The organism is Arthrobacter sp. cf158 (assembly GCF_900106835.1).
In the GTDB taxonomy this organism is placed as follows: Bacteria; Actinomycetota; Actinomycetes; order Actinomycetales; family Micrococcaceae; genus Arthrobacter.
Genome location: NZ_FNNR01000004.1, coordinates 241,765 through 260,223, shown reverse-complemented (window position 1 = coordinate 260,223; position 18,459 = coordinate 241,765). Strand labels below are relative to the sequence as shown.

Below are 18,459 nucleotides of genomic sequence, written 5' to 3'. Positions count from 1 at the left end.
AGAGCACCCAAACGCACATTGGAGAAGTTCATGACTGCAGTTCAACTCGGCGATGGCCTCACAGTTAGTCCCCTCGGTTTCGGCGGAATGGCGCTGACCCCTGTCTACGGCGGAATCGACCCAGAGGAAGGCTTGCAAACCCTCAGGCATGCCGTGGACGCTGGGATAACGTTCATCGACACCGCAGATGTTTACGGCGCCGGCAGTAACGAGGAACTGGTGGGCAGGCTCCTGAAAGAGCGGCGAGACGAGATCCAAGTGGCTACGAAGTTTGGAATAGAGGGCAACCCCGCGGACGGGTACACGGGAGTCCGCGGGGATGCGCCCTACGTCAGGCAAGCAGCGGAAGCGAGCCTCCGCCGCCTGGACGCTGACGTGATTGACCTCTACTACCTGCACCGCCGTGACCTCCGCGTTCCGATAGTGGAAACCGTGGAGGCCATGGCAGAGCTGGTCCGTGAGGGCAAGGTCCGGCACCTGGGACTGTCAGAAGTGACAGCCGAGGAGCTCAGGCAGGCCAACGCCGTCCATCCCATTGCCGCGGTCCAGAGTGAATGGTCAATCTGGAGCAGGGATGTTGAGCTCAACGTTGTTCCTGCAGCCAAGGAGCTTGGCGTCGGGTTTGTGCCGTATTCGCCGCTGGGCCGTGGCTTCCTTACGGGAACCGTCAGCGCGGGCGACCTCGGCGAGAACGATTTCCGCCATAAGATCCCCCGTTTTGGTGACGAGGCACTTGATGCGAACCAAGCCGTAGTGGCTGCGGTCCGCGAGGTAGCCAGCGGGCTGGATGCAACTCCTGCCCAGGTAGCCCTGGCCTGGCTGTTCACCCAAGGTCAGCGCCTTGGGATCTCTGTGGTCCCCATCCCCGGCACGCGCAAAACGCACCGGATCGACGAGAACCTGGGGGCGCTGTCCCTGCAACTGGGGACAGCACAACTTGAGGTGCTTGACCAAGCCGCTGCCGCCGTCGTGGGTTCACGCTCTGCCGACCCCAACTGGGTGTCACAGGGCCGCGAAGCCAACAACGTAGGCTGAACAAATGGATTCGCTTATTCACTCATTGCGTGACGTCACCATTCGCAGTATTTCGGTCAGCGAGATGAACAACAATGTGTACCTGTTGACGTCAAAGTCCACTGGCGCCCAAGTGTTGATCGATGCCGCCGACGACCTCCCGGCCATTCAGCAGCTTCTGGAGGACAGCGCCGCAGATTCAACGGCACCCACCAAACTGCTCAGGATCGCCACCACCCACCAGCACTGGGACCACGTCCGCGCGCTGCCGGAGTTGGTGGCAGCTGCAGGGGCCACCACGTCTGCAGGAGCGGACGACGCCGATGCGTTGCCCGTTCCGGTGGATGTTCGGCTAGGTCACGGCGACATTGAGCGATTCGACGACTTCGAGCTTTCGGCGGTCCACCTGCGCGGTCATACCCCGGGCTCGATCGCTTTCGTGTACCAGGATCCGGACGGGCCGGCCCACATTTTCAGTGGGGACTCGTTGTTTCCGGGCGGCGTCGGCAACACACAGAAAGATCCTTCACGCTTCACTTCTCTGTTGAACGACGTGTCGGAGCGACTGTTCGACGCTTATCCGGACGAGACCCTGGTGCACCCCGGCCATGGATTGCCCACCACCCTTGGCGCCGAGCGCCCACACCTTGAGGAATGGCGCGCCCGAGGCTGGTAACTTGCGGGGCCTGCTCTGCGCTCCAAACCTCAGGAATAGCGCGCAGAGTGGGCCTCACACCGTTGCGGCCTGGACTTGCGGGGCCTGCTTTGCGTCCCATCCCTCAGGAATAGCACGCAGAGCGGGCCTCACAACGCGGGACCTAGCGGCCGCGACGCTCGTTCGAGGCCGGAGCCGATGCACGACGCGGGCCGCTGCGGGCCGGACGACCCGCACCGGAGCCACCGCGACCGGAGTTGCCGGAGGCACCCGAACCGTAGGATCCACCGGACGTAGCGCCCGTTGCGGAAGACCATACAGCCTTGTTCCCACCGGTACGCGTCGAGGTGGTGGACGCCGTGCGCGGAGCCGAAGCTGAGCGCTGGCCGGTTGCCGGGCGACCGCTGCGGCCGTTCTGGCCCTGCGAACCGGGAACGTCATTGCGGTGAGTGGCACCCGACTTGCCGCGACCGCGTGAGCTGCGGGCGACGTCGTCGTTCGCTGCTGCGCGGCGATCGGCACGGTTGGTGTCCGTACGAACCGGCTCAGCCCCAACCTTGCCGCGTCCGTTGCGACCGCCACGGCCACCAGCGGTGGGTGCCGCCTGAGTGGAGCGGCGTGCGCGCTTGCGCTGGGCGTTGGCGCCTGTGGAGGTGCCGCCACCCTGCGGGGCTTTCGCCGCGAGGAGTGCTGCACGGGTGCGGGGATCAACCTTGTCCGCGATGTCGCCAACGAGCTCGGCAACCAACGGGGAGTTGGCCGTGACGCGCTCGAAGTTGACGTCAACGCCGGCAGCTTTCATGAGCTTCTTGACGTCGCTCTGCTGCTCGGGGAGCGTCAGCGTGACCACGGTGCCATCGGAACCGGCGCGGGCCGTACGGCCGGAGCGGTGCAGGTAGGCCTTGTGCTCTGTGGGCGGGTCCACGTGGATGACGAGTTCGACGTCGTCAACGTGCACGCCGCGGGCTGCGACGTCGGTGGCCACCAGGACGCGGACGTCGCCGTTGGAGAACTCGGCAAGGTTGCGGTCGCGGGCGTTCTGCGACAGGTTGCCGTGAAGGTCGACGGCGGGGATGCCGGCATCCGTGAGGGTCTTGGCAAGCTTGCGGGCGTGGTGCTTGGTCCGCATGAAGAGGACGCGGCGGCCGGCGCCGGAGGCCAGTTCAACAATGAGCTGCTTCTTGACGGTCTGATCGTTGACCACCAGAACGTGGTGTTCCATGGTGGTGACAGCGGCCTGGGGATCGTCCACGGAGTGCGTCAGCGGGTTGGACAGGTAACGGTTGACCAGCTTGTCAACACCGTTGTCCAACGTGGCGGAGAAGAGCAGGCGCTGACCCTGGGTGGGGGTCATGTCCATGAGCTTCTTGACGACCGGGAGGAAGCCGAGGTCTGCCATGTGGTCGGCCTCGTCCAGCACAGTGACCTCAACGGCTTCGAGGGTCAGGATGCGCTGGCGGATCAGGTCTTCGAGGCGGCCCGGGCAGGCGATGACGATGTCGACGCCGGCGCGCAGCGCCTTCTCCTGGCGTGCCTGGGAGATGCCGCCGTAGATGACCGTGGTGTTCAGACCCATCGCCTTGGCCAGCGGCTCAATGGTGGCGTTGATCTGGGTTGCCAGTTCACGCGTCGGTGCAAGGACGAGGCCCATGGGGCGGCCCGGCTTGCGGAAGTGCTTTGCTTCACGCTCGGCCAAGCGGGCCACGAGCGGGATGGCGAAAGCGATGGTCTTGCCGGAGCCGGTGCGGCCACGGCCCAGAACGTCGCGGCCTGCGAGGGTGTCCGGGAGGGTCTTCACCTGGATGGGGAATGCCTCTTCGATGCCATCTGCGGCGAGGGACTCAGCAATGGGCTTGGGCGTGCCAAGGGCAGCAAAAGTAGTCATAAACTTCATGTCTTTCGGGCGGTGTCCAGTTGCGGACATCGGCCCCCGACGCCGGTTGGGCCAGGGGTTCGCCGAGGAAAAGTCAGGTGGTCTACCGGTTCGCTGCAACAGCGGTGGCCGGGACCAAATAGAACGCGTTCATCGACGCAGGATGTGCCTCTCACATGAAAAATGCCCCGCCGCGCAGCCTTTCAGGCCACCTGCTTCAGGGCGTCACCGCACATCAAGTGTTCTCAGTCTAGCAGTGATTCCACGGCGGTCCCGCATCGGGGCTGGCCAGGGGTGCGCTGCGGGGCCTGCTATGCGCGACTCGCGGCTCGCATGGGGTGCAGAGCGGGCCCCACAACTCACCCCTCCATCTTGCGGGGCCTACTGTGCGCGACTCGGGGCTCGCGGCTCGCATGGGGAGCAGAGCGGGCCCCACAACTCACCCCCTCGCCTTGCGGGGCCTACTAAGCGCGGCTCCGGACCCACGAAACACGCAGAGCCGGCCCCACAACACACCCCCTCGCGTTACGAGGCCTACTATGCGCGACTCGGGGCTCGCTTGGGGTGCAGAGCCGGCCCCACAACACACCCCCTCGCCTTGCGGGGCCTGCTATGCGCGGCTCGGGACCCACGAAACACGCAGAGCGGGCCTCACAACTCACCCCCTCGCCTTGCGGGGCCTACTGTGCGCGGCTCGGGGCTCGCATGGGGAGCAGAGCGGGCCCCACAACACACCCCCTCGCCTTGCGGGGCCTACTATGCGCGGCTCGAGGATCGCATGGGGAGCAGAGCGGGCCCAACAACCCACCCCCTCGCCTTGCGGGGCCTACTATGCGCGGCTCCGGACCCACGAAACACGCAGAGCCGGCCCCACAACCCACCCACAGCTCACCCCACAACTCCCCCGCCCACAACGAGTCAGACGTGGTGCGTGAGCTCGGGTGCAGCCGTGGAATCGCTCGGGCCCTCGGATGCGGCCACGCGGGCGGCGACCCTCGGTGCGATAAGAACCCCGACGACGGCGATCACCGCCGTCAGTGCGAAGACCCCCGCAAACGAGTTCGTCGTCGTAAATGCTGCGAAGACGAGCCCCGTGGCGGCGAGGGACAGCGCACCGCCGAGGGAATCGGAGATGGACATGGCCGCGCTGTTGAATCCCTGGTTCTCGGGCGTGGACAGGGCCAGGGTCATGACGCTCAGCCGCGGGTACATGAGCCCCATCCCGCCGCCGGCAAGGATCCAGCCGACAATAGCCACGGCCGCTGGCAAGGCGAATACGGCCGTCACCAGGGTTGAGATCACAGCTATCAGCACCAACGCGGCGCCGATCTTCACGGCGAGGTCGTCTGCCAACTTCGCGCCCAGCCGCCCTTGGACCGCCGACGCCCCGGCCCATGCCAGCGCAGCGCCGGTCAAGGTGAGCCCGGCGAACGTCGGCGTGAAGGCGTACCGTTCGGTCAGCAGGTACGGCAGGTACACCTCGGCTCCGAAGAACGCGGCGGACGCCAATCCGCGGACCAGGATCACGCTGGGCAGGCCGCGGCGGGCGGTCAGGGTTCCGCGGGGAACCAACGGGCGCACAGCCACCAGGGCAAAGACAAGCGCGACGACGGCAATCACCCCGCCCACGCCCGGTACCTCCGCGGACAGGTTCAGTCCCAGGACAGCGACTGCGGCGAGCGCCGCCCACCCCATGCGCCCAAAAGCCCACGGGACAGGCTCAGCTGGGGCAGGCTCGGCCGCGGGTTCGGAACTCATCCCCCGCACGGCCGGCACAACCATCAGCAACGCAGGAACAACCAGTCCCACCACACCGAGGAACACCCAGTGCCAACTGCTCAACTGGGCCACCACACCTGCCGCGAACGGGCCCACCAAGGACGGGACAACCCAGGACGCAGCAAAGGCCGCAAAGATCTTGGGATGCAGCGCCGGCGGGTACACACGGGCCACCAATACGTAGAGGGCCACGGTCATCGCACCGCCACCAAGACCCTGCACCAACCGCCCGAGCACCAGGATTTCCATTGTTCCGGCCGTGCCGGCAATGAGCAGGCCAGCTACGAACAACGCCACGGAGGAGTACAACGGCGCTGCGGGACCACGACGATCGGACCAGTTTCCTGCCGCCACCATGCCCATCACGCCGGTGGCCAGCGGGCCCGCGAACGCCAACGCATAGAGGCTGGCTCCGTCAAGGTCGCGGCTCACGAGAGGCATGATGGTGGTCACTGCGAGGGACTCGAAAGCGCTCAGGAACACGAGCGCGCAAGCCCCCACAGTGGCAAGCAGGTAAGGACGGCTCAGAATCCCGGCCGATGAGGTGTCAGAGGTCATGGACGCAACCCTAGAACCTCAACTAATGTTGAGGTCAATCCATCCCGCCCACCCTCGGAGCAGCTCCATGACGCACGTCCCCACGCACCGGCCACTCACTATCGGTGAGCTGTCCGAACGCAGTGGAGTGTCGCCGTCGGCCCTTCATTTCTATGAACGCAACGGACTCATCGAAGCCGAGCGCACGGCCGGCAACCAGCGGCGGTACCGGCGCGACACGCTGCGGCGGGTCGCGTTCATCAAGACCTCCCAGCGAGTGGGCCTGCCGTTGAAGGACATCCGGGAGGCGCTGGACTCGTTGCCCGATGGCCGGACCCCCACCAAGCGCGACTGGGCCAAGTTGTCGCTGAGGTGGCGCGAGGAATTGGACCAGCGGATCGCAGCGCTGGAACATCTGCGCAACGACCTTGACGGGTGCATAGGCTGTGGCTGCCTGAGCCTGAAGTCGTGCACGTTGCAGAACCCCTCGGATGAGCTCGGGGCTTCGGGGGCCGGGGCGCAGCGTTGGAACTTGCCGGAAGCGGAGGCTGAACTGCCCCCGGGTTAGAACAACGTGAAACAGGGGCCGGCTATGCGATTGCCGTCATCACGTTCCAACCAGCGCCCACCCTTACCCCTGGCTGATAGCCTCCATGTTCTGTTCCCGGGTAGAGCCAGAAGTCGCCGGAGAAATCTCGCGCCAGAATGTCCGGAATGTCGTCGCCATCGAAGTCCCCCGGAGTCACGATGCTGGTCATCGCATTCCAGCCGGTGCCGACTTGCCGCCGAGGTACCCAACGGTTGGACAGATCGCGCTCGTAGAGCCACAAGGTTCCGGCGCTGTCGCGTGCAAGCACATCAGTACCGGGGTTCGCATTTCTCCCAGGTCCCATGATTGCCGTCATGTCATTCCAACCGGAACCGACCTTCGTACGCGATAACCACCCGCCCATGCCATTGCCCGGATAGAGCCACAGGTCGCCCGCGCCGTCGCGGGCCAAAATGTCCGAGTGCCCGTCATAATCAAAATCTCCCGGTGCGAACACTGCGGTCATGGCATTCCAGCCCACGCCAATCTTGCTGGGTGACCACCAATACGACTGTCCATCCCCTGGATACAGCCAAAGGTCGCCAGAGTTGTCCCGCGCCAGGACATCCGGCTTCAAGTCTCCATTGAAGTCACCGGGAGTAACAACCAAGTTCATGCCATTCCAGCCAGAGCCGGCTCGAGTCCGCGTAAGCCAACCCTTGTTGGCGTTGCCCGGATAGAGCCACAGTGCACCTCCCGAATCACGGGCCAGGATATCTGTGGCGAAATCGGAGTTGTAATCCTTGCGGACGTTGTCAAGGCGGGGCGCATTGACCACCACGATGTGTCCTCCGCCAGTTGTTAGCCCGTAGCCCTTGCTACCATCCGGGGACATCGTGAAACTGCTGACCATTCTGGGCATGGGGGTGCTGGCCAGGACCTGAAGCGAAGGTAATGTAAGGACTACAGCTTTGCTGCCCAGCACGTAGAGCCTCTTACCGTCCGGGCTCGTTTGTACAACAGGACGGCCGGGAGTGCCTTGACCCGGGTCTACAGTGCTAATGGCTCTCGCTGTATTCTTCGCAAGGTCAATCTCAGATACGGAGTAATCGCCTGGGACGTTTTCTCCGTTCACAATGCGCCCCGGATATTGATCCACGAAGTATGCCCGTGAACCGTCTCGGGTGAATACAGGGGCGTTCACAGGCGAATTGGTCGGAATATTGGCAAGAACCGTGTCCATTGAGATCCCCACGACTGCGATCCCACCAGCAGGCTTTGGGTAAAAGATTTTTGCACCATCGGCAGAGATGGAGCCACGACCCAGCCCACCCTCGATGGGAATCGTCTTGACCACTTTGTTGGTAGCCGCGCTAATGACAGTCACGGTGTTGTCAGCGTAATTCGACACGTAAATCTTGTCCCCGGAAGGCGCGACCAGGACGTCGTTGGCACCGGCCCCAACGGGAACAACGGCCTTCACAGCTTTTGCTGCGAGGTCGATAACGCTCACCACCCCGTTTCTTAGTGGCGAATCATAGGGCCTCCCAGACAACGCATAAAGGACAGCGCCGTTTGCTGAGATGGCGACCTTCTGGGCCTCTTCAGCCAGAGGAATTCTGGCTGTGACCGTGTGCCGCACGGTGTCCACCACAGCGACGTCAGCCGTCTCGTAGCTTGTAGGCAGGTACGCGGTGGATCCGCTTGGCGACATCGCGAGGTCGAAGGCGTTCATCACCTCAACGCTGCCGGACACCATGTCTGCCGGAGCGTAGATATCTGCAAAGTATTGACTGCCATAGACGAAGGCCCTGGATCCGTCACGACTGAACTTCAAAATGCTTGCGTCTACTGCAAGGGTGTCTGGAGAATCCATCGAAGCCATAGGGACTTCCAGCGCTCTTATCCCCGAGGGACTTTGACCCGCGGTTTTCAGCGATGTCGAAAGGGAAACTGATGAGTTGGCAGTGGGCTGAATGGGATGCGCGTTAGCAACCCCACCGCCCACCAACAGCTGCACTGCTGCAGCCGTCAGCGCAGTGGGCACACGAACGATGCGCGGCAAGAAAACCATGAATCCCCCAGTACGAGGCGCCACCGGAATGATTCGGGCGCAGAAGATCAAAGGTTATCCGCCGTCGCAGACAAATACCAGAGGCGTCCACGCAGCGTTGGACTTTGCCGGAATAGCAACAGGCGTTGCCTTTTCCTCGCGGCCCACGGCACGCTTGGCGTATGACTGAAAAGACGCACGACGGCGGCACCCACCAGCACGGGCACCAGCATGAAGGAGCGCAGCAGGGCGGCCTGAACCTCCATAAGGACGCGGACAACGCCGTGGACATGTGGGACGGGATGTACCGGGAGCGCGCCAAAATTTGGAGCGGGAACCCGAACCCGCAACTGGTTGCCGAGGTCGCTGGGCTGAAGCCGGGAAAGGCACTGGACCTGGGCTCCGGGGAAGGCGGTGACGCTATTTGGTTGGCCCAGCAAGGCTGGACCGTCACCGCGTTGGACGTGTCCGCCGTCGCGCTTGAACGGGCAGCAGCCCATGCAGCGCAAACCGACCATGCGGACAAGATCATCTGGCAGCAGCAGGACCTTGCCGAGTGGACGCCGGAGCCGGTGTTTGATTTGGTCTCGGCCCAGTTCCTGCACTCTCCCCTCCTGCCGTGGCGGGATTCCGTGGCATTGGCGGCAGCGGCGGTCGCACCAGGCGGCACTTTGTTGATCGTGGGTCATCACCCGCACGGTCTCCCGTCGTGGAGCCACCACCACGACTCCGGCATGTTCTTCACTCCGGAGCAGCTGGCGGGCGCTCTGAGACTGGATCGCGAGCCGTGGTTTGTCAACGTCCTCACTGACCGCGCAAGGACTGTCACTGGCCCGAACGGCGAGTCCGGCACCACCTTGGACACGGTCCTGAGGGCCACCAAGCACGCCTAAATTCCTGCCGGCAGCAGCTCCCCGTACGGCGCCACAACTGTCCCTGTGGCGGTGGAGTCCGGGTTCAGCATCCACCCGACGCGCTTGGCTGTGTTGAGCATGACCACGCTTTCCACCAGTTCTATGCCTGGAATCCGCTGCTGGATGGTGAGCTCCATTTCCATGACGTCTGCCAAAGAACGCAGCCACATGATCATGGTGAAGTTGGTGCGCCCTGTGGTGGACGCGGAGAACCTGATGTTCCGGATGGCCCTGAGCTCCGTGGCGGCGGCCTGGTGCTCCCCTGCGGGCACATTCGCGAACCACTGAACGGTGATGGGGAATCCCGAGAACTGCTGGGCAATCTCGCAGCGGAAGGACAGCATCCGGCTGGCGAGCACCCGACCGAGTTGTCGTTGAACCGTTGCCGGATTCCGGCCCAGGGCGCGGGAGATCTCCGCCGCCGTGGCCCTGCCATCGCGGGCCAGGAACGGGATAAGCGCCAGGTGGCTTTCCGGCAGCGGGACCACCACGGCATCCGGCGCGGACGGGTTGGCCGATTCGGGTCCTGCGAGCGCCCGGAGTGCCTGCTGTTCAGCCTTGGTGAGCACATTGAGCCGCCACGCGTATCCGCTGGTGTGGATCCGCGTGCAGAGGGCCGTGTGGTACTTGGTGAGGCCCCGGATTTCCTTGAGCCTGGGCAGCAGCTGGGTGCTGAACTGCTTCAGGTCCTGGGTGATGACCGTCAGTGTGAGGTCTCGGTTGCTGGCGGCTTCCTCCACCGTAATGACCTCGGGTATGCGGGCAACGGCGGATGTGACGTGGGGCCTAAGGTGCATTTCGCAGTCAATGTCCACCATGGCCAGGCACATGTCTTTGGGATCGCCCATCAGGTGGGCCGTTGTCCAGGCCGCGCCAGCCGCCCGCAGGCGTTCCCAACGGGCGGCCAGGGTGGTGGCGTGAACGCCCAGGACTTCCCCGGCATCCGACCAACTGATCCGGGGTGAAATCTGCAGTGCGTTGACCAGTCGCAGATCTTCTTCGCTGAGCTCCATGAGTCGATTCTCCCACTGCCCTGCATGAATCCTGCACTTTTACACTCGAACATGAATATTTACAGATGTTTCACGCCATGTGAACCACATCACCTCAGAATGGCATAAGGAACCCATCCCCGAGCACCACAGGAGCACTTATGACCATCGCGGCAGATGCCAAGGAACTGCGGGACGACATCGTCCGTCTCCGCCACGACCTGCACCGCGAACCCGAGATCGGCCTGCAGCTACCCCGCACGCAGGAAAAGGTGCTCAAGGCATTGGACGGACTGCCGTACGAGATCACCCTTGGCAAGGAAACGACGTCGGTCACCGCAGTCCTGCGCGGCGGCGCGGCTCACACTTCGGCCGAGAAGCCCGTGGTGCTGCTGCGGGCCGACATGGACGGACTTCCAGTCCAGGAAACCACCGGCGTGGACTACACCTCCCGTGTGGATGGCGCCATGCACGCTTGTGGTCACGACCTCCACACCTCCATGCTGGCCGGTGCGGCCACTCTCCTGGCAGAGCGTCGCGATCAGTTGGCCGGCGATGTGATCCTCATGTTCCAGCCCGGCGAGGAAGGATTCGACGGAGCGAGTTACATGATCAAGGAAGGTGTGCTGGATGCTGCCGGGCGTCGCGCTGACACCGCCTACGGAATGCACGTGTTCTCTTCCCTGGAACCGCACGGTCAGTTCGTCACCAAGCCCGGCGTCATGCTCAGCTCCTCGGACGGACTCGTTGTCACTGTCTTGGGCGCGGGCGGCCATGGCTCGGCTCCTTACTCGGCCAAGGACCCCGTCACCGCCGCTGCCGAGATGGTCACCGCACTCCAGGTCATGGTCACGCGCCAGTTCAACATGTTCGATCCCGTAGTCCTGACCGTCGGTGTCCTGCACGCAGGAACCAAGCGCAACGTCATCCCCGAGACCGCCCGCATCGAGGCCACCATCAGGACCTTCTCCGAAGAGTCCCGCCGCAAGATGATGGAAGCAGTACCCAGGCTTCTGCACGGCATCGCGGCAGCCCACGGTTTGGAGGCGGACGTGCACTACCAAGAGGAATACCCCCTCACCATCAACGACGACGACGAAACCACCACCGCGGAGAAAGTCATCGCCGGAATGTTCGGCGAATCCCGGCACACCCGCATGGCAACTCCCCTGAGCGGTTCCGAGGACTTCTCCCGCGTCCTCGCCGAAGTCCCCGGCACCTTTGTGGGACTCAGTGCCGTTGCCCCCGGCGCCGACCACACGACGTCGCCGTTCAACCACTCGCCGTACGCAATGTTCGACGACGGCGTCCTCACCGACGGCGCCGCGCTGTACGCCGAACTTGCCGTATCCCGCATCGCTGCCCTCGCCGGCAACTAACTCCCCTTCCCCAGACCCTCCCCACTTTGGAGAACCACATGACCGCCACCGTAGGAACGTCCCCCGACGTCAAGGTCCACAAATCGCACATGCGAACGCTGGTTGGTACCGGCATCGGCAACGCCGTTGAATGGTACGACTGGGCCATCTACGCCACGTTCTCGCCATTCATCGCCAGCGCCCTGTTCAGCCAAGCAGACCCCACGTCAGCTGTGCTGTCCACCCTGGCGATCTTCGCCGTCGGGTTCGTTGCCCGTCCGTTCGGCGGCTTCGTGTTCGGCTGGATCGGCGACCGGATCGGCCGCAAGACTTCCATGACTGTGGCAGTCGCTTTGGGTGCGGTGGGCAGCCTGCTCATCGGTATTGCGCCAACATTTGCTGCCGTCGGCGCCTTCGCCTCGGTAATGCTTCTGGTGGCCCGTCTCATCCAGGGCCTGGCGCACGGTGGTGAGCTGCCGTCGTCGCAAACGTATCTCTCCGAGATGGCACCCAAGGAACACCGCGGCTTCTGGGCGACCCTCATTTACACGTCCGGCACTGCCGGCATCCTGGCCGGTACCCTGCTGGGGGCCATCCTCACGGGCGTCCTGAGCAAGGACGAAATGAACGCCTGGGGCTGGCGCATCCCGTTCCTGATCGGCGGCGCGCTGGGTATATACGCCCTGTTCATGCGGGCCAAGATGAAGGAAACCGAGGCGTTCGAATCTGAGGCGCCCAACGAGAAGCGGCTCCCGATCCTGCCGCAGATCATCAAGTACCGCAAGCAGGCGCTGCAGGTTATCGGCCTCACGGTTGGCCTGACCGTTGTGTACTACATCTGGGGTGTGGTGGCGCCGAGCTACGCGGCAACCTCGTTGAAGATGGACCGGGGCGCCGCGCTCTGGGCAGGCGTGATCGCCAACGTGGTGTTCATCGCGGCCCTGCCGTTCTGGGGCAAGCTGTCCGACCGCATCGGCCGCCGGCCCGTGATCATCGCATCAGCCGCGGGCGCCGCATTGCTGCACTTCCCCATGACCTGGCTGCTCAAGGACTCCCCGTGGCAGCTCGCCGTGTCCATGTCCGTGATGCTGTTCTTCATTGCCGGCAGCGCTGCGATCGTCCCGGCTGTGTACGCTGAACTCTTCCCGACACACATCCGGACCATTGGCGTCGGCGTCCCGTACTCCATCTGCGTCGCAGTCTTTGGTGGCACGGCTCCGTACCTGCAGACCTGGCTGGGCAGCATCGGGCAGGGCTACCTGTTCAACGTCTATGCCGTGATCCTGCTGCTGGTGGGCATCGCGTTCGCCTTCTCCATCCCGGAGACCAAGGGCAAGGACCTGACCGTCTAACTGCCGTTGTTGCGAGGCCCGCTCTGCGCTCTTCCCGGGGGTTTTGGGACGCAGAGTGGGCCTCACAACGTTAAACGAAGCGGTCGCGGCCGGCCCGGTATCCGAAGAAGGCCGCGAGCGAACCGACCACCAGGAACAGGATTCCGGCCGCTGCGAATCCGCCGGTTGCTTGGTGCAGTTGGCCCACCAGCAGAGTGCCCGCCGATCCCACTCCATACCCGACGCCCTGCATCATCCCGGACAGGTGCGCGGCAGTGTGGGCGTCGCGCGTGCGGACCATGATCATGGTCAGCGCAACCGCGGTGAGCGAACCCTGGCCCAGCCCATTGAGCCCGGTCCAGATCCAGATGAGCTCCGTGGGGCCAAAGATGGTCAGCGCAAACCCGCAGCCTGTCATCAGGGCCACCACCATATTGATGACACGCTGGTCCTTAAACCGCGTAGCCAGTGCCGGGGCAAACAGTGAGCCGAGCATCTGAAGCACAATCGACACCGAGACGATCAGCCCGGCCGTACCGCCGTCGATCCCCCGGTCGCGCAGGATGGGCGCCATCCATGCGAAAACGCTGAACGACATCATGGCTTGCAGCACCATGAACAGGGTGACCTGCCAAGCCACGGCCGACCGCCACACGTTCACCCCGCCGTGGATGGCCTGGTGTTTTACGGAGGGCTGGCGGATTGCCAGCGGCAGGAACAGCAAAAGTACGACGGCGGCCGGCACCGCCCAGAACCACAGAGCCGAGGTCCAGTGGCCGGTTGCCGTAAAGACCGGATACGTGAATCCCGCGCCAAGGGCAGCCGAAGCGCAGATCGCCGTCGTGTAGAGGCCGCCCATCAGGCCAAGCCGGTGCGGGAAGTCCCTTTTAACGACGCCCGGCAGGAGCACGTTGCACAAGGCGATGGCGGCTCCGCAGGCCGCGGTACCTGCCAGGAGTGTGGGAAGGTGACCCATCCCCGGGATGTCCAAGGGCCGCAACAGCAAACCTGCCGTCAGCACTGCCATGGCCCCGAGAAGCACCCGTTCCGCGCCGAACCTGCGGGCCAGGATGGGGGCAAGGGGTGCGAAGACGCCCAGCAACGTCACCGGGACGGTGGTGAGGACCACCAGCGACCAGCCCGGCAGGCCGGCGTCGGACGTTATTTCGGGCAGCACCGCTGAGAAGCTCGAGAACACGGTACGGAGATTGAGGCCGATCAGGACCAGGCAGATACCGAGGTAGATCAGGCTCTTCTTGCCGCGGAGTTGCGTAGGGTCCGCGGCCGGCTCGTCGTCGATCTCGGCGTCCACCGCGATCTCAGGGAGGACTGACTTCTCTGGGTAGCCGGGAGTCTTGGAGGAGGTCACACGTCCTATTCTGTCAGCAGGGCCAGATGAGGGCCCGCTGGGCTGGATGTGACCGGACGTCAGGGGATGATTTCCTGTCCGCGCCAGTTTCTGCCGTTACGAGAGAACTGCCAGCGGATATGAGGATCGCCTGAGAGGTCCAGCCAATCCAGATCCGTCATGTCGATTCTGATCCAGGCAAAACGATCCATGGCCGTCGCATCGTCTCCCGGGCCATCCAGTGGCTGATCCGGGCGAGGAGAGCCCGGAACAAGCCGTGAGGCATAAAGGTGCCGGCTGCTCGGGCTGAACCGCTCCCACGCCCGGCGTCGCTCGCCCTCATCGGTGACCACCTCAGCGTTACCCAGGATGCGCAGCTGAACCCCGCGGTCGTCGTCGTACAGGGTCAGTGCCACAAGCGGCTGGTGGCCCAATTCCGCAACCTTGGGGGACAGGACGTTGGTGGCAACCATGACCTGTCCGGCTGTTCGGTCAACAGCCCTGATGATGACCGCACGGACCCGTGGTCCTCCGTCCGTCCCCGTAGTACCCATGAAACCGAGCGTAAATGGGGTGCGCCCCTCCGTGGCCGCCACCAAGGAACCGAGGGCCAGCTCCAGCGTCTCCGCGCTTGTGCTCATTTCCGGAGACAATCAGGAGACACAACCCGCGTGGTGCTGGCTGGATTGGTGATCAAAGCGGCCGCGGGACGGATGGGGCGCAGCTGGAGGTTCCCGCCGCAGTTCGGGCAGGACCTGTTGGGGAAGCCAGCAACACAGTCCGCACACCACGTGCACTCAAAAGTGCAGATGTAAGCCTCGCCGGAGGGCAGGATGTCACGGTCGCAGCATTCACAATTCGGACGGATCTCAAGCATCAGGCAACTCTACCCACAGGGGCACAACTCCCCCGGCACGGCCGCGGACCGGCGCTGATCGTCTGATCCGGAACGCAGAGAATCCTCGCATCCGAACCCAAGTATTCTGGAGGTGATGAGTGAAAACCCAGATACCCCGCGACCCGTCACCCCCGGTACCCAGGCCTCCTTCGGAACCTACGGCGGCCGCCCGGTCAGCTTCGTGCGCCGCGGCACCCGTTTGCAGGGGCGCAGGCAGGCAGCCTGGGAAGAGCACGCCGAGCGCTGGGCCATCCAGGTTCCCCGCCACGTGGCCAACACCTCCGTGCACCCGGACTACACGTTCGACGCCGAGGCTGTGTTCGGGCGGAAGGCTCCCCTGATCGTGGAGATTGGCTCTGGATTGGGTGACGCTGTGGTTCATGCCGCGGAGCAGAACCCGGACAAGGACTTTCTGGCGGTCGAGGTCTACACGCCGGGGCTGGCCAACACCATCATCAAGATCAACAGCCGCGGCCTGACCAACGTGCGTGTGGTGGAAGCCAACGCTCCCGAGGTCCTTGAGTCCATGCTTCCTGCCGGGTCCGTCAGCGAGCTCTGGGTGTTCTTCCCGGATCCGTGGCACAAGGCCCGGCACCACAAGCGCCGCCTCATCCAGCCGGCCTTCGCTTCGGTGGCTGCCAAGGCCTTGGAAAAGGGCGGCTACTGGCGCATCGCGACGGACTGGTCCAATTACGCCGTCCACGTCCGCGAAGTCCTGGCAGATTCCACAGAATTCGAGAACATGCACGATGGCGAGCGCAGTGGCGAGGAGAGCCCGCTGACGCAAGTGTGGCAATCCGGCGTCGAATCCGTTGTGGGAGGTGCGCCAGTCAGGGAAGGCCGCGCACCGGTCAGCACCGAGCACACTGGTCCGAACGAAGGCGTGGATCAGGAAGGTGGTTGGGCTCCCCGCTTCGAGGGCCGCATCCGGACGAGCTTCGAGAACAAAGCCCACGAGGCCGGCCGCATGATCTTCGACCTTACGTACCGCAAGATCTAGCCACGGAATTTGGGGGAATCATGAGCTATCAGCCACCGATCGAGTACTACCAACAGCCCCGACAAACTGGTAACCGCGGTTTGGGTGCCGGCATAACGAGCATCGTTGCCGCTGTCCTTTCACCCATCGCGGCCGTTGTCAGTATTCCCCTGGGCATCGCGGCCGTGGCTTCGGCCATGAGCCGTTATAACGAGGGCAACGATGCGTGGTGGGTAGGTGCGCTGGTGCTGGCGGGAGTCGCAGTGGTGCTCGCCATCCTCGCTGTGGTGGCTGGGCTGATCGCTGTGTTTCGCGCCGGGCGCATGAACGCGGGGCGCATCACAGGCATCATCGGACTGTCCATTATGGCGGTCAACATCTTTGGCATCGTGTTTATGGTGTTCCTGGTTCTCGGCTCTGGCCAGGGGTTCTGATGCCGCAGGTGCGCGCCGAGCGACGCATCCGGCTTGACCCTGAAACAGCTTTTGCCCTCTCCCAAACCACCGGCGAGTTCAGGCTTAAATGGGACCCGTTCATCTCTGCGCAGGGTTTCCTGGATGGCGCACAGGCGGCCGGTAAAGGTGTCCGGACCAGGACTGTCTCACGCATGGGCCTGAAAATGGTCAGCGAGTACGTCTCCTACACGCCGCCCAAGAACGTTGGCATGACCATGGTGTCCGGGCCGTGGTTCTTCGAGAACTTCGGCGGTGGCTGGCGGTTCACCCCGGACGACGGCGGCACCCGGGCAGTCTGGAAATACACCTTTTCCTGCCGCCCGGCACTGCTGAAGCCGGTGGCTGAGAGGATCGGGAGCTGGCTGCTCGGCCGTGAAATTGAGCGACGCATCGAGGCGTTCGCCCGGGCCTGCGAGGATCCGGCACTCGTGGCAGAACTCCGCGCGCAAGGCGACGGCGTGCCCGGCACCGGAGTCACAGAGCACTAAGCCCGCTACGGCACCGAAATTGAGGCCACCGTCTTCTCGGCCTCATCGCGAAGCTCGACACCAGCTATGCCAGCCAACTGCACCGGCGTGGCACCGGTGATCTTGATCCGTCCGCTGGGGGTGGCCGTCCACCCACAGGTCCGTTCCTCGGCGCCGTCCCGGCCCTTTACCCACAGATAAAGGGTGCCTTCAAGCGGCATGGAGCGTCCTTCCACCTCAAGTTCGGTACCCCAGGTTTTCTTCACCATGCCCACGGTCAGCTGCAAACCGGTGTCCGACTGCACTGAGTAACTCGCATCGGGTTTGGGTGGCTGGTTCAACAGCGGCCCGGCCAAAAATCCAACCGCCAGGCAAGCAGCGGCAACCGCACCCACCAAAGCCGCCCACCGGCGTCGTGATTTCCGCCTGCGGGCCGACAAATCAACCAGGACTTGCTCGGGAGGGCCAGGAAGCGGTTCCAAGGGGGTGAGCGCGTTGGCTGCACCGGTCACGGTGAGGGCTACGGCGTCAGCTGCAGGGACGGCGTCCAGCAAGGCCGGGAGGCGCTCGAGTTCCTCGAGTTCCAGGCGACATTCTGCACAACCGGCGAGGTGGTCCCTGAAGTCACGCTCCTCCTGGGGGTCCAGCCCGCCCAACAGGTACGCGCCCAGCAATTGGTGGACGGAGTTGCCGTTCATCGTTCCACCCCCATTTCATCAAGGATTGTTCGGAGGGCTTTCACGGCGTAGAAAGCCCGGGATTTCACGGTTCCCGCCGGGATGTTCAGCTGCAGTGCTGCCTCGGTGACGGTGAACCGCTGGTAGTGCAGGGCCACCAGGACCTCGCGGTGTTCGTGACTGAGCCGGAGCAAGGCTTCCTCCATGAGGACCCGGTTCAGGAGTTCGTCAACGCGTTCGGTGGCCGCGTGGTCCGGAAGCTCGTGCTCTCCGGACTCAAGCGGGCGCCGCTGCGCCTTCCTGTAGTTGTCGATGATGACATTCCGGGCCGTCCGGAAGAGGTAGCTGCGCAAGCTTCCCGTGATTTGTGGAGCGTGCTGCCACACCTTCAGGATGGTCTCCTGCACGACATCGTCCGCTTGGTGGGAATCCGGGGTGCAGCTCAGTACGAAGCGCTTGAGGGCTGTGCCATGGTCGCGGTAGATCGCTACCACCACGTCCTCGTCCAACGGCATAGCCACCTCCCTCATTCCGCGCTGGCTTTCGCTTATACGACGACGCGTGCAAGGAAAAGGTTCAGCCTTATGAACCATTCTTCCC

Annotated in this window: 18 protein-coding genes; 9 read left to right on the top strand and 9 right to left on the bottom strand. The window is 63.9% G+C overall.

Going from position 1 to position 18,459, the window contains the following annotated elements; genetic code table 11:
- Nucleotides 1–30: 30 nt before the first annotated feature.
- Together BLW08_RS10020 and BLW08_RS10015 are read left to right on the top strand one after the other, a co-directional pair.
- On the top strand, nucleotides 31–1,035 hold the full coding sequence (locus BLW08_RS10020) for an aldo/keto reductase (RefSeq protein WP_091325073.1): 1,005 nt from the start codon (nucleotides 31–33) through the stop codon (nucleotides 1,033–1,035).
- A 4-nt stretch (nucleotides 1,036–1,039) separates the two neighbouring features.
- Nucleotides 1,040–1,690: an MBL fold metallo-hydrolase gene (locus tag BLW08_RS10015; RefSeq protein ID WP_091324822.1), complete on the top strand. Its 651-nt coding sequence runs from the start codon at nucleotides 1,040–1,042 to the stop codon at nucleotides 1,688–1,690.
- Between the two features lie 142 nt (nucleotides 1,691–1,832).
- On the opposite strand, the gene BLW08_RS10010 is transcribed toward BLW08_RS10015, so the two are convergent.
- A complete protein-coding gene (locus BLW08_RS10010) occupies nucleotides 1,833–3,554 on the bottom strand; it encodes a DEAD/DEAH box helicase (RefSeq protein ID WP_175538640.1) in 1,722 nt (573 codons plus the stop codon).
- 906 nt (nucleotides 3,555–4,460) lie between these two features.
- Nucleotides 4,461–5,879: an MFS transporter gene (locus BLW08_RS10005; RefSeq protein WP_091324820.1), complete on the bottom strand. Its 1,419-nt coding sequence runs from the start codon at nucleotides 5,877–5,879 to the stop codon at nucleotides 4,461–4,463.
- On the opposite strand from BLW08_RS10005, the gene soxR reads away from it, so the two are divergent.
- Nucleotides 5,878–6,426 carry a redox-sensitive transcriptional activator SoxR gene (gene soxR, locus BLW08_RS10000; RefSeq protein ID WP_090823125.1) on the top strand — a complete coding sequence of 183 codons (549 nt, stop codon included), beginning with the start codon at nucleotides 5,878–5,880 and terminating at the stop codon, nucleotides 6,424–6,426. The genes BLW08_RS10005 and soxR overlap by 2 nt on opposite strands.
- 22 nt (nucleotides 6,427–6,448) lie before the next feature.
- Here the strand turns inward: soxR and BLW08_RS09995 are convergent, their stop codons facing one another.
- The gene (locus tag BLW08_RS09995; RefSeq protein WP_175538639.1) at nucleotides 6,449–8,272 is read right to left on the bottom strand and encodes an FG-GAP-like repeat-containing protein; all 1,824 of its coding nucleotides are present in this window, start codon (nucleotides 8,270–8,272) and stop codon (nucleotides 6,449–6,451) included.
- Between the two features lie 350 nt (nucleotides 8,273–8,622).
- Here BLW08_RS09995 and BLW08_RS09990 point away from each other — a divergent pair, with 350 nt between their 5' ends.
- On the top strand, nucleotides 8,623–9,333 hold the full coding sequence (locus BLW08_RS09990) for an SAM-dependent methyltransferase (RefSeq protein WP_091324816.1): 711 nt from the start codon (nucleotides 8,623–8,625) through the stop codon (nucleotides 9,331–9,333).
- Here the strand turns inward: BLW08_RS09990 and BLW08_RS09985 are convergent.
- Nucleotides 9,330–10,367 carry an Lrp/AsnC family transcriptional regulator gene (locus tag BLW08_RS09985; protein ID WP_091324814.1) on the bottom strand — a complete coding sequence of 346 codons (1,038 nt, stop codon included), beginning with the start codon at nucleotides 10,365–10,367 and terminating at the stop codon, nucleotides 9,330–9,332. The two genes, BLW08_RS09990 and BLW08_RS09985, sit on opposite strands and share 4 nt — an antisense overlap.
- Before the next feature lie 140 nt (nucleotides 10,368–10,507).
- Between BLW08_RS09985 and BLW08_RS09980 the strand changes: the two genes are divergently transcribed.
- Nucleotides 10,508–11,725 (top strand): M20 metallopeptidase family protein, encoded by a 1,218-nt coding sequence (locus tag BLW08_RS09980; protein ID WP_091324813.1) that lies wholly within the window; start codon nucleotides 10,508–10,510, stop codon nucleotides 11,723–11,725.
- 38 nt (nucleotides 11,726–11,763) lie between these two features.
- Nucleotides 11,764–13,056, top strand: coding sequence for an MFS transporter (locus BLW08_RS09975; RefSeq protein WP_090823117.1), 1,293 nt, complete (start codon nucleotides 11,764–11,766; stop codon nucleotides 13,054–13,056).
- A gap of 70 nt (nucleotides 13,057–13,126) precedes the next feature.
- On the opposite strand, the gene BLW08_RS09970 is transcribed toward BLW08_RS09975, so the two are convergent.
- The 3 genes from BLW08_RS09970 to BLW08_RS09960 are packed head-to-tail and all read right to left on the bottom strand — an operon-like array spanning nucleotide 13,127 to nucleotide 15,260.
- Nucleotides 13,127–14,404: a CynX/NimT family MFS transporter gene (locus tag BLW08_RS09970; protein ID WP_091324811.1), complete on the bottom strand. Its 1,278-nt coding sequence runs from the start codon at nucleotides 14,402–14,404 to the stop codon at nucleotides 13,127–13,129.
- Between the two features lie 59 nt (nucleotides 14,405–14,463).
- The gene (locus BLW08_RS09965; RefSeq protein ID WP_091324810.1) at nucleotides 14,464–15,024 is read right to left on the bottom strand and encodes a pyridoxamine 5'-phosphate oxidase family protein; all 561 of its coding nucleotides are present in this window, start codon (nucleotides 15,022–15,024) and stop codon (nucleotides 14,464–14,466) included.
- Complete coding sequence (locus BLW08_RS09960; protein WP_091324808.1) at nucleotides 15,021–15,260, bottom strand: DUF1272 domain-containing protein; 240 nt, start codon at nucleotides 15,258–15,260, stop codon at nucleotides 15,021–15,023. Before BLW08_RS09960 ends, BLW08_RS09965 begins: the two co-directional genes overlap by 4 nt.
- 115 nt (nucleotides 15,261–15,375) lie before the next feature.
- On the opposite strand from BLW08_RS09960, the gene trmB reads away from it, so the two are divergent.
- From trmB to BLW08_RS09945, 3 genes are read left to right on the top strand one after another with little or no spacing between them, the layout of a single operon-like run.
- A complete protein-coding gene (gene trmB, locus BLW08_RS09955; protein ID WP_090823109.1) occupies nucleotides 15,376–16,281 on the top strand; it encodes a tRNA (guanosine(46)-N7)-methyltransferase TrmB in 906 nt (301 codons plus the stop codon).
- A 20-nt stretch (nucleotides 16,282–16,301) separates the two neighbouring features.
- Nucleotides 16,302–16,694, top strand: a complete 393-nt coding sequence (locus BLW08_RS09950; RefSeq protein ID WP_091324806.1) for a hypothetical protein — start codon at nucleotides 16,302–16,304, stop codon at nucleotides 16,692–16,694.
- Nucleotides 16,694–17,203 (top strand): type II toxin-antitoxin system RatA family toxin, encoded by a 510-nt coding sequence (locus BLW08_RS09945; protein ID WP_091324804.1) that lies wholly within the window; start codon nucleotides 16,694–16,696, stop codon nucleotides 17,201–17,203. Before BLW08_RS09950 ends, BLW08_RS09945 begins: the two co-directional genes overlap by 1 nt.
- A 5-nt stretch (nucleotides 17,204–17,208) precedes the next feature.
- Here the strand turns inward: BLW08_RS09945 and BLW08_RS09940 are convergent, their stop codons facing one another.
- Nucleotides 17,209–17,880 carry a zf-HC2 domain-containing protein gene (locus BLW08_RS09940; protein ID WP_091324803.1) on the bottom strand — a complete coding sequence of 224 codons (672 nt, stop codon included), beginning with the start codon at nucleotides 17,878–17,880 and terminating at the stop codon, nucleotides 17,209–17,211.
- Nucleotides 17,877–18,374: a sigma-70 family RNA polymerase sigma factor gene (locus BLW08_RS09935; RefSeq protein WP_091324801.1), complete on the bottom strand. Its 498-nt coding sequence runs from the start codon at nucleotides 18,372–18,374 to the stop codon at nucleotides 17,877–17,879. Before BLW08_RS09935 ends, BLW08_RS09940 begins: the two co-directional genes overlap by 4 nt.
- Nucleotides 18,375–18,459: the final 85 nt, after the last annotated feature.

What these genes read in the sequence shown, in the direction of transcription:
- BLW08_RS10020 (WP_091325073.1), top strand. Translation starts at nt 31, where the DNA reads ATGACTGCAGTTCAACTCGGCGATGGCCTCACAGTTAGTCCCCTCGGT.
- BLW08_RS10015 (WP_091324822.1), top strand. Translation starts at nt 1,040, where the DNA reads ATGGATTCGCTTATTCACTCATTGCGTGACGTCACCATTCGCAGTATT.
- BLW08_RS10010 (WP_175538640.1), bottom strand. Translation starts at nt 3,554, where the DNA reads ATGACTACTTTTGCTGCCCTTGGCACGCCCAAGCCCATTGCTGAGTCC.
- soxR (WP_090823125.1), top strand. Translation starts at nt 5,878, where the DNA reads ATGGACGCAACCCTAGAACCTCAACTAATGTTGAGGTCAATCCATCCC.
- BLW08_RS10005 (WP_091324820.1), bottom strand. Translation starts at nt 5,879, where the DNA reads ATGACCTCTGACACCTCATCGGCCGGGATTCTGAGCCGTCCTTACCTG.
- BLW08_RS09995 (WP_175538639.1), bottom strand. Translation starts at nt 8,272, where the DNA reads ATGGCTTCGATGGATTCTCCAGACACCCTTGCAGTAGACGCAAGCATT.
- BLW08_RS09990 (WP_091324816.1), top strand. Translation starts at nt 8,623, where the DNA reads ATGACTGAAAAGACGCACGACGGCGGCACCCACCAGCACGGGCACCAG.
- BLW08_RS09985 (WP_091324814.1), bottom strand. Translation starts at nt 10,367, where the DNA reads ATGGAGCTCAGCGAAGAAGATCTGCGACTGGTCAACGCACTGCAGATT.
- BLW08_RS09980 (WP_091324813.1), top strand. Translation starts at nt 10,508, where the DNA reads ATGACCATCGCGGCAGATGCCAAGGAACTGCGGGACGACATCGTCCGT.
- BLW08_RS09975 (WP_090823117.1), top strand. Translation starts at nt 11,764, where the DNA reads ATGACCGCCACCGTAGGAACGTCCCCCGACGTCAAGGTCCACAAATCG.
- BLW08_RS09965 (WP_091324810.1), bottom strand. Translation starts at nt 15,024, where the DNA reads ATGAGCACAAGCGCGGAGACGCTGGAGCTGGCCCTCGGTTCCTTGGTG.
- BLW08_RS09960 (WP_091324808.1), bottom strand. Translation starts at nt 15,260, where the DNA reads ATGCTTGAGATCCGTCCGAATTGTGAATGCTGCGACCGTGACATCCTG.
- trmB (WP_090823109.1), top strand. Translation starts at nt 15,376, where the DNA reads ATGAGTGAAAACCCAGATACCCCGCGACCCGTCACCCCCGGTACCCAG.
- BLW08_RS09950 (WP_091324806.1), top strand. Translation starts at nt 16,302, where the DNA reads ATGAGCTATCAGCCACCGATCGAGTACTACCAACAGCCCCGACAAACT.
- BLW08_RS09945 (WP_091324804.1), top strand. Translation starts at nt 16,694, where the DNA reads ATGCCGCAGGTGCGCGCCGAGCGACGCATCCGGCTTGACCCTGAAACA.
- BLW08_RS09940 (WP_091324803.1), bottom strand. Translation starts at nt 17,880, where the DNA reads ATGAACGGCAACTCCGTCCACCAATTGCTGGGCGCGTACCTGTTGGGC.
- BLW08_RS09935 (WP_091324801.1), bottom strand. Translation starts at nt 18,374, where the DNA reads ATGCCGTTGGACGAGGACGTGGTGGTAGCGATCTACCGCGACCATGGC.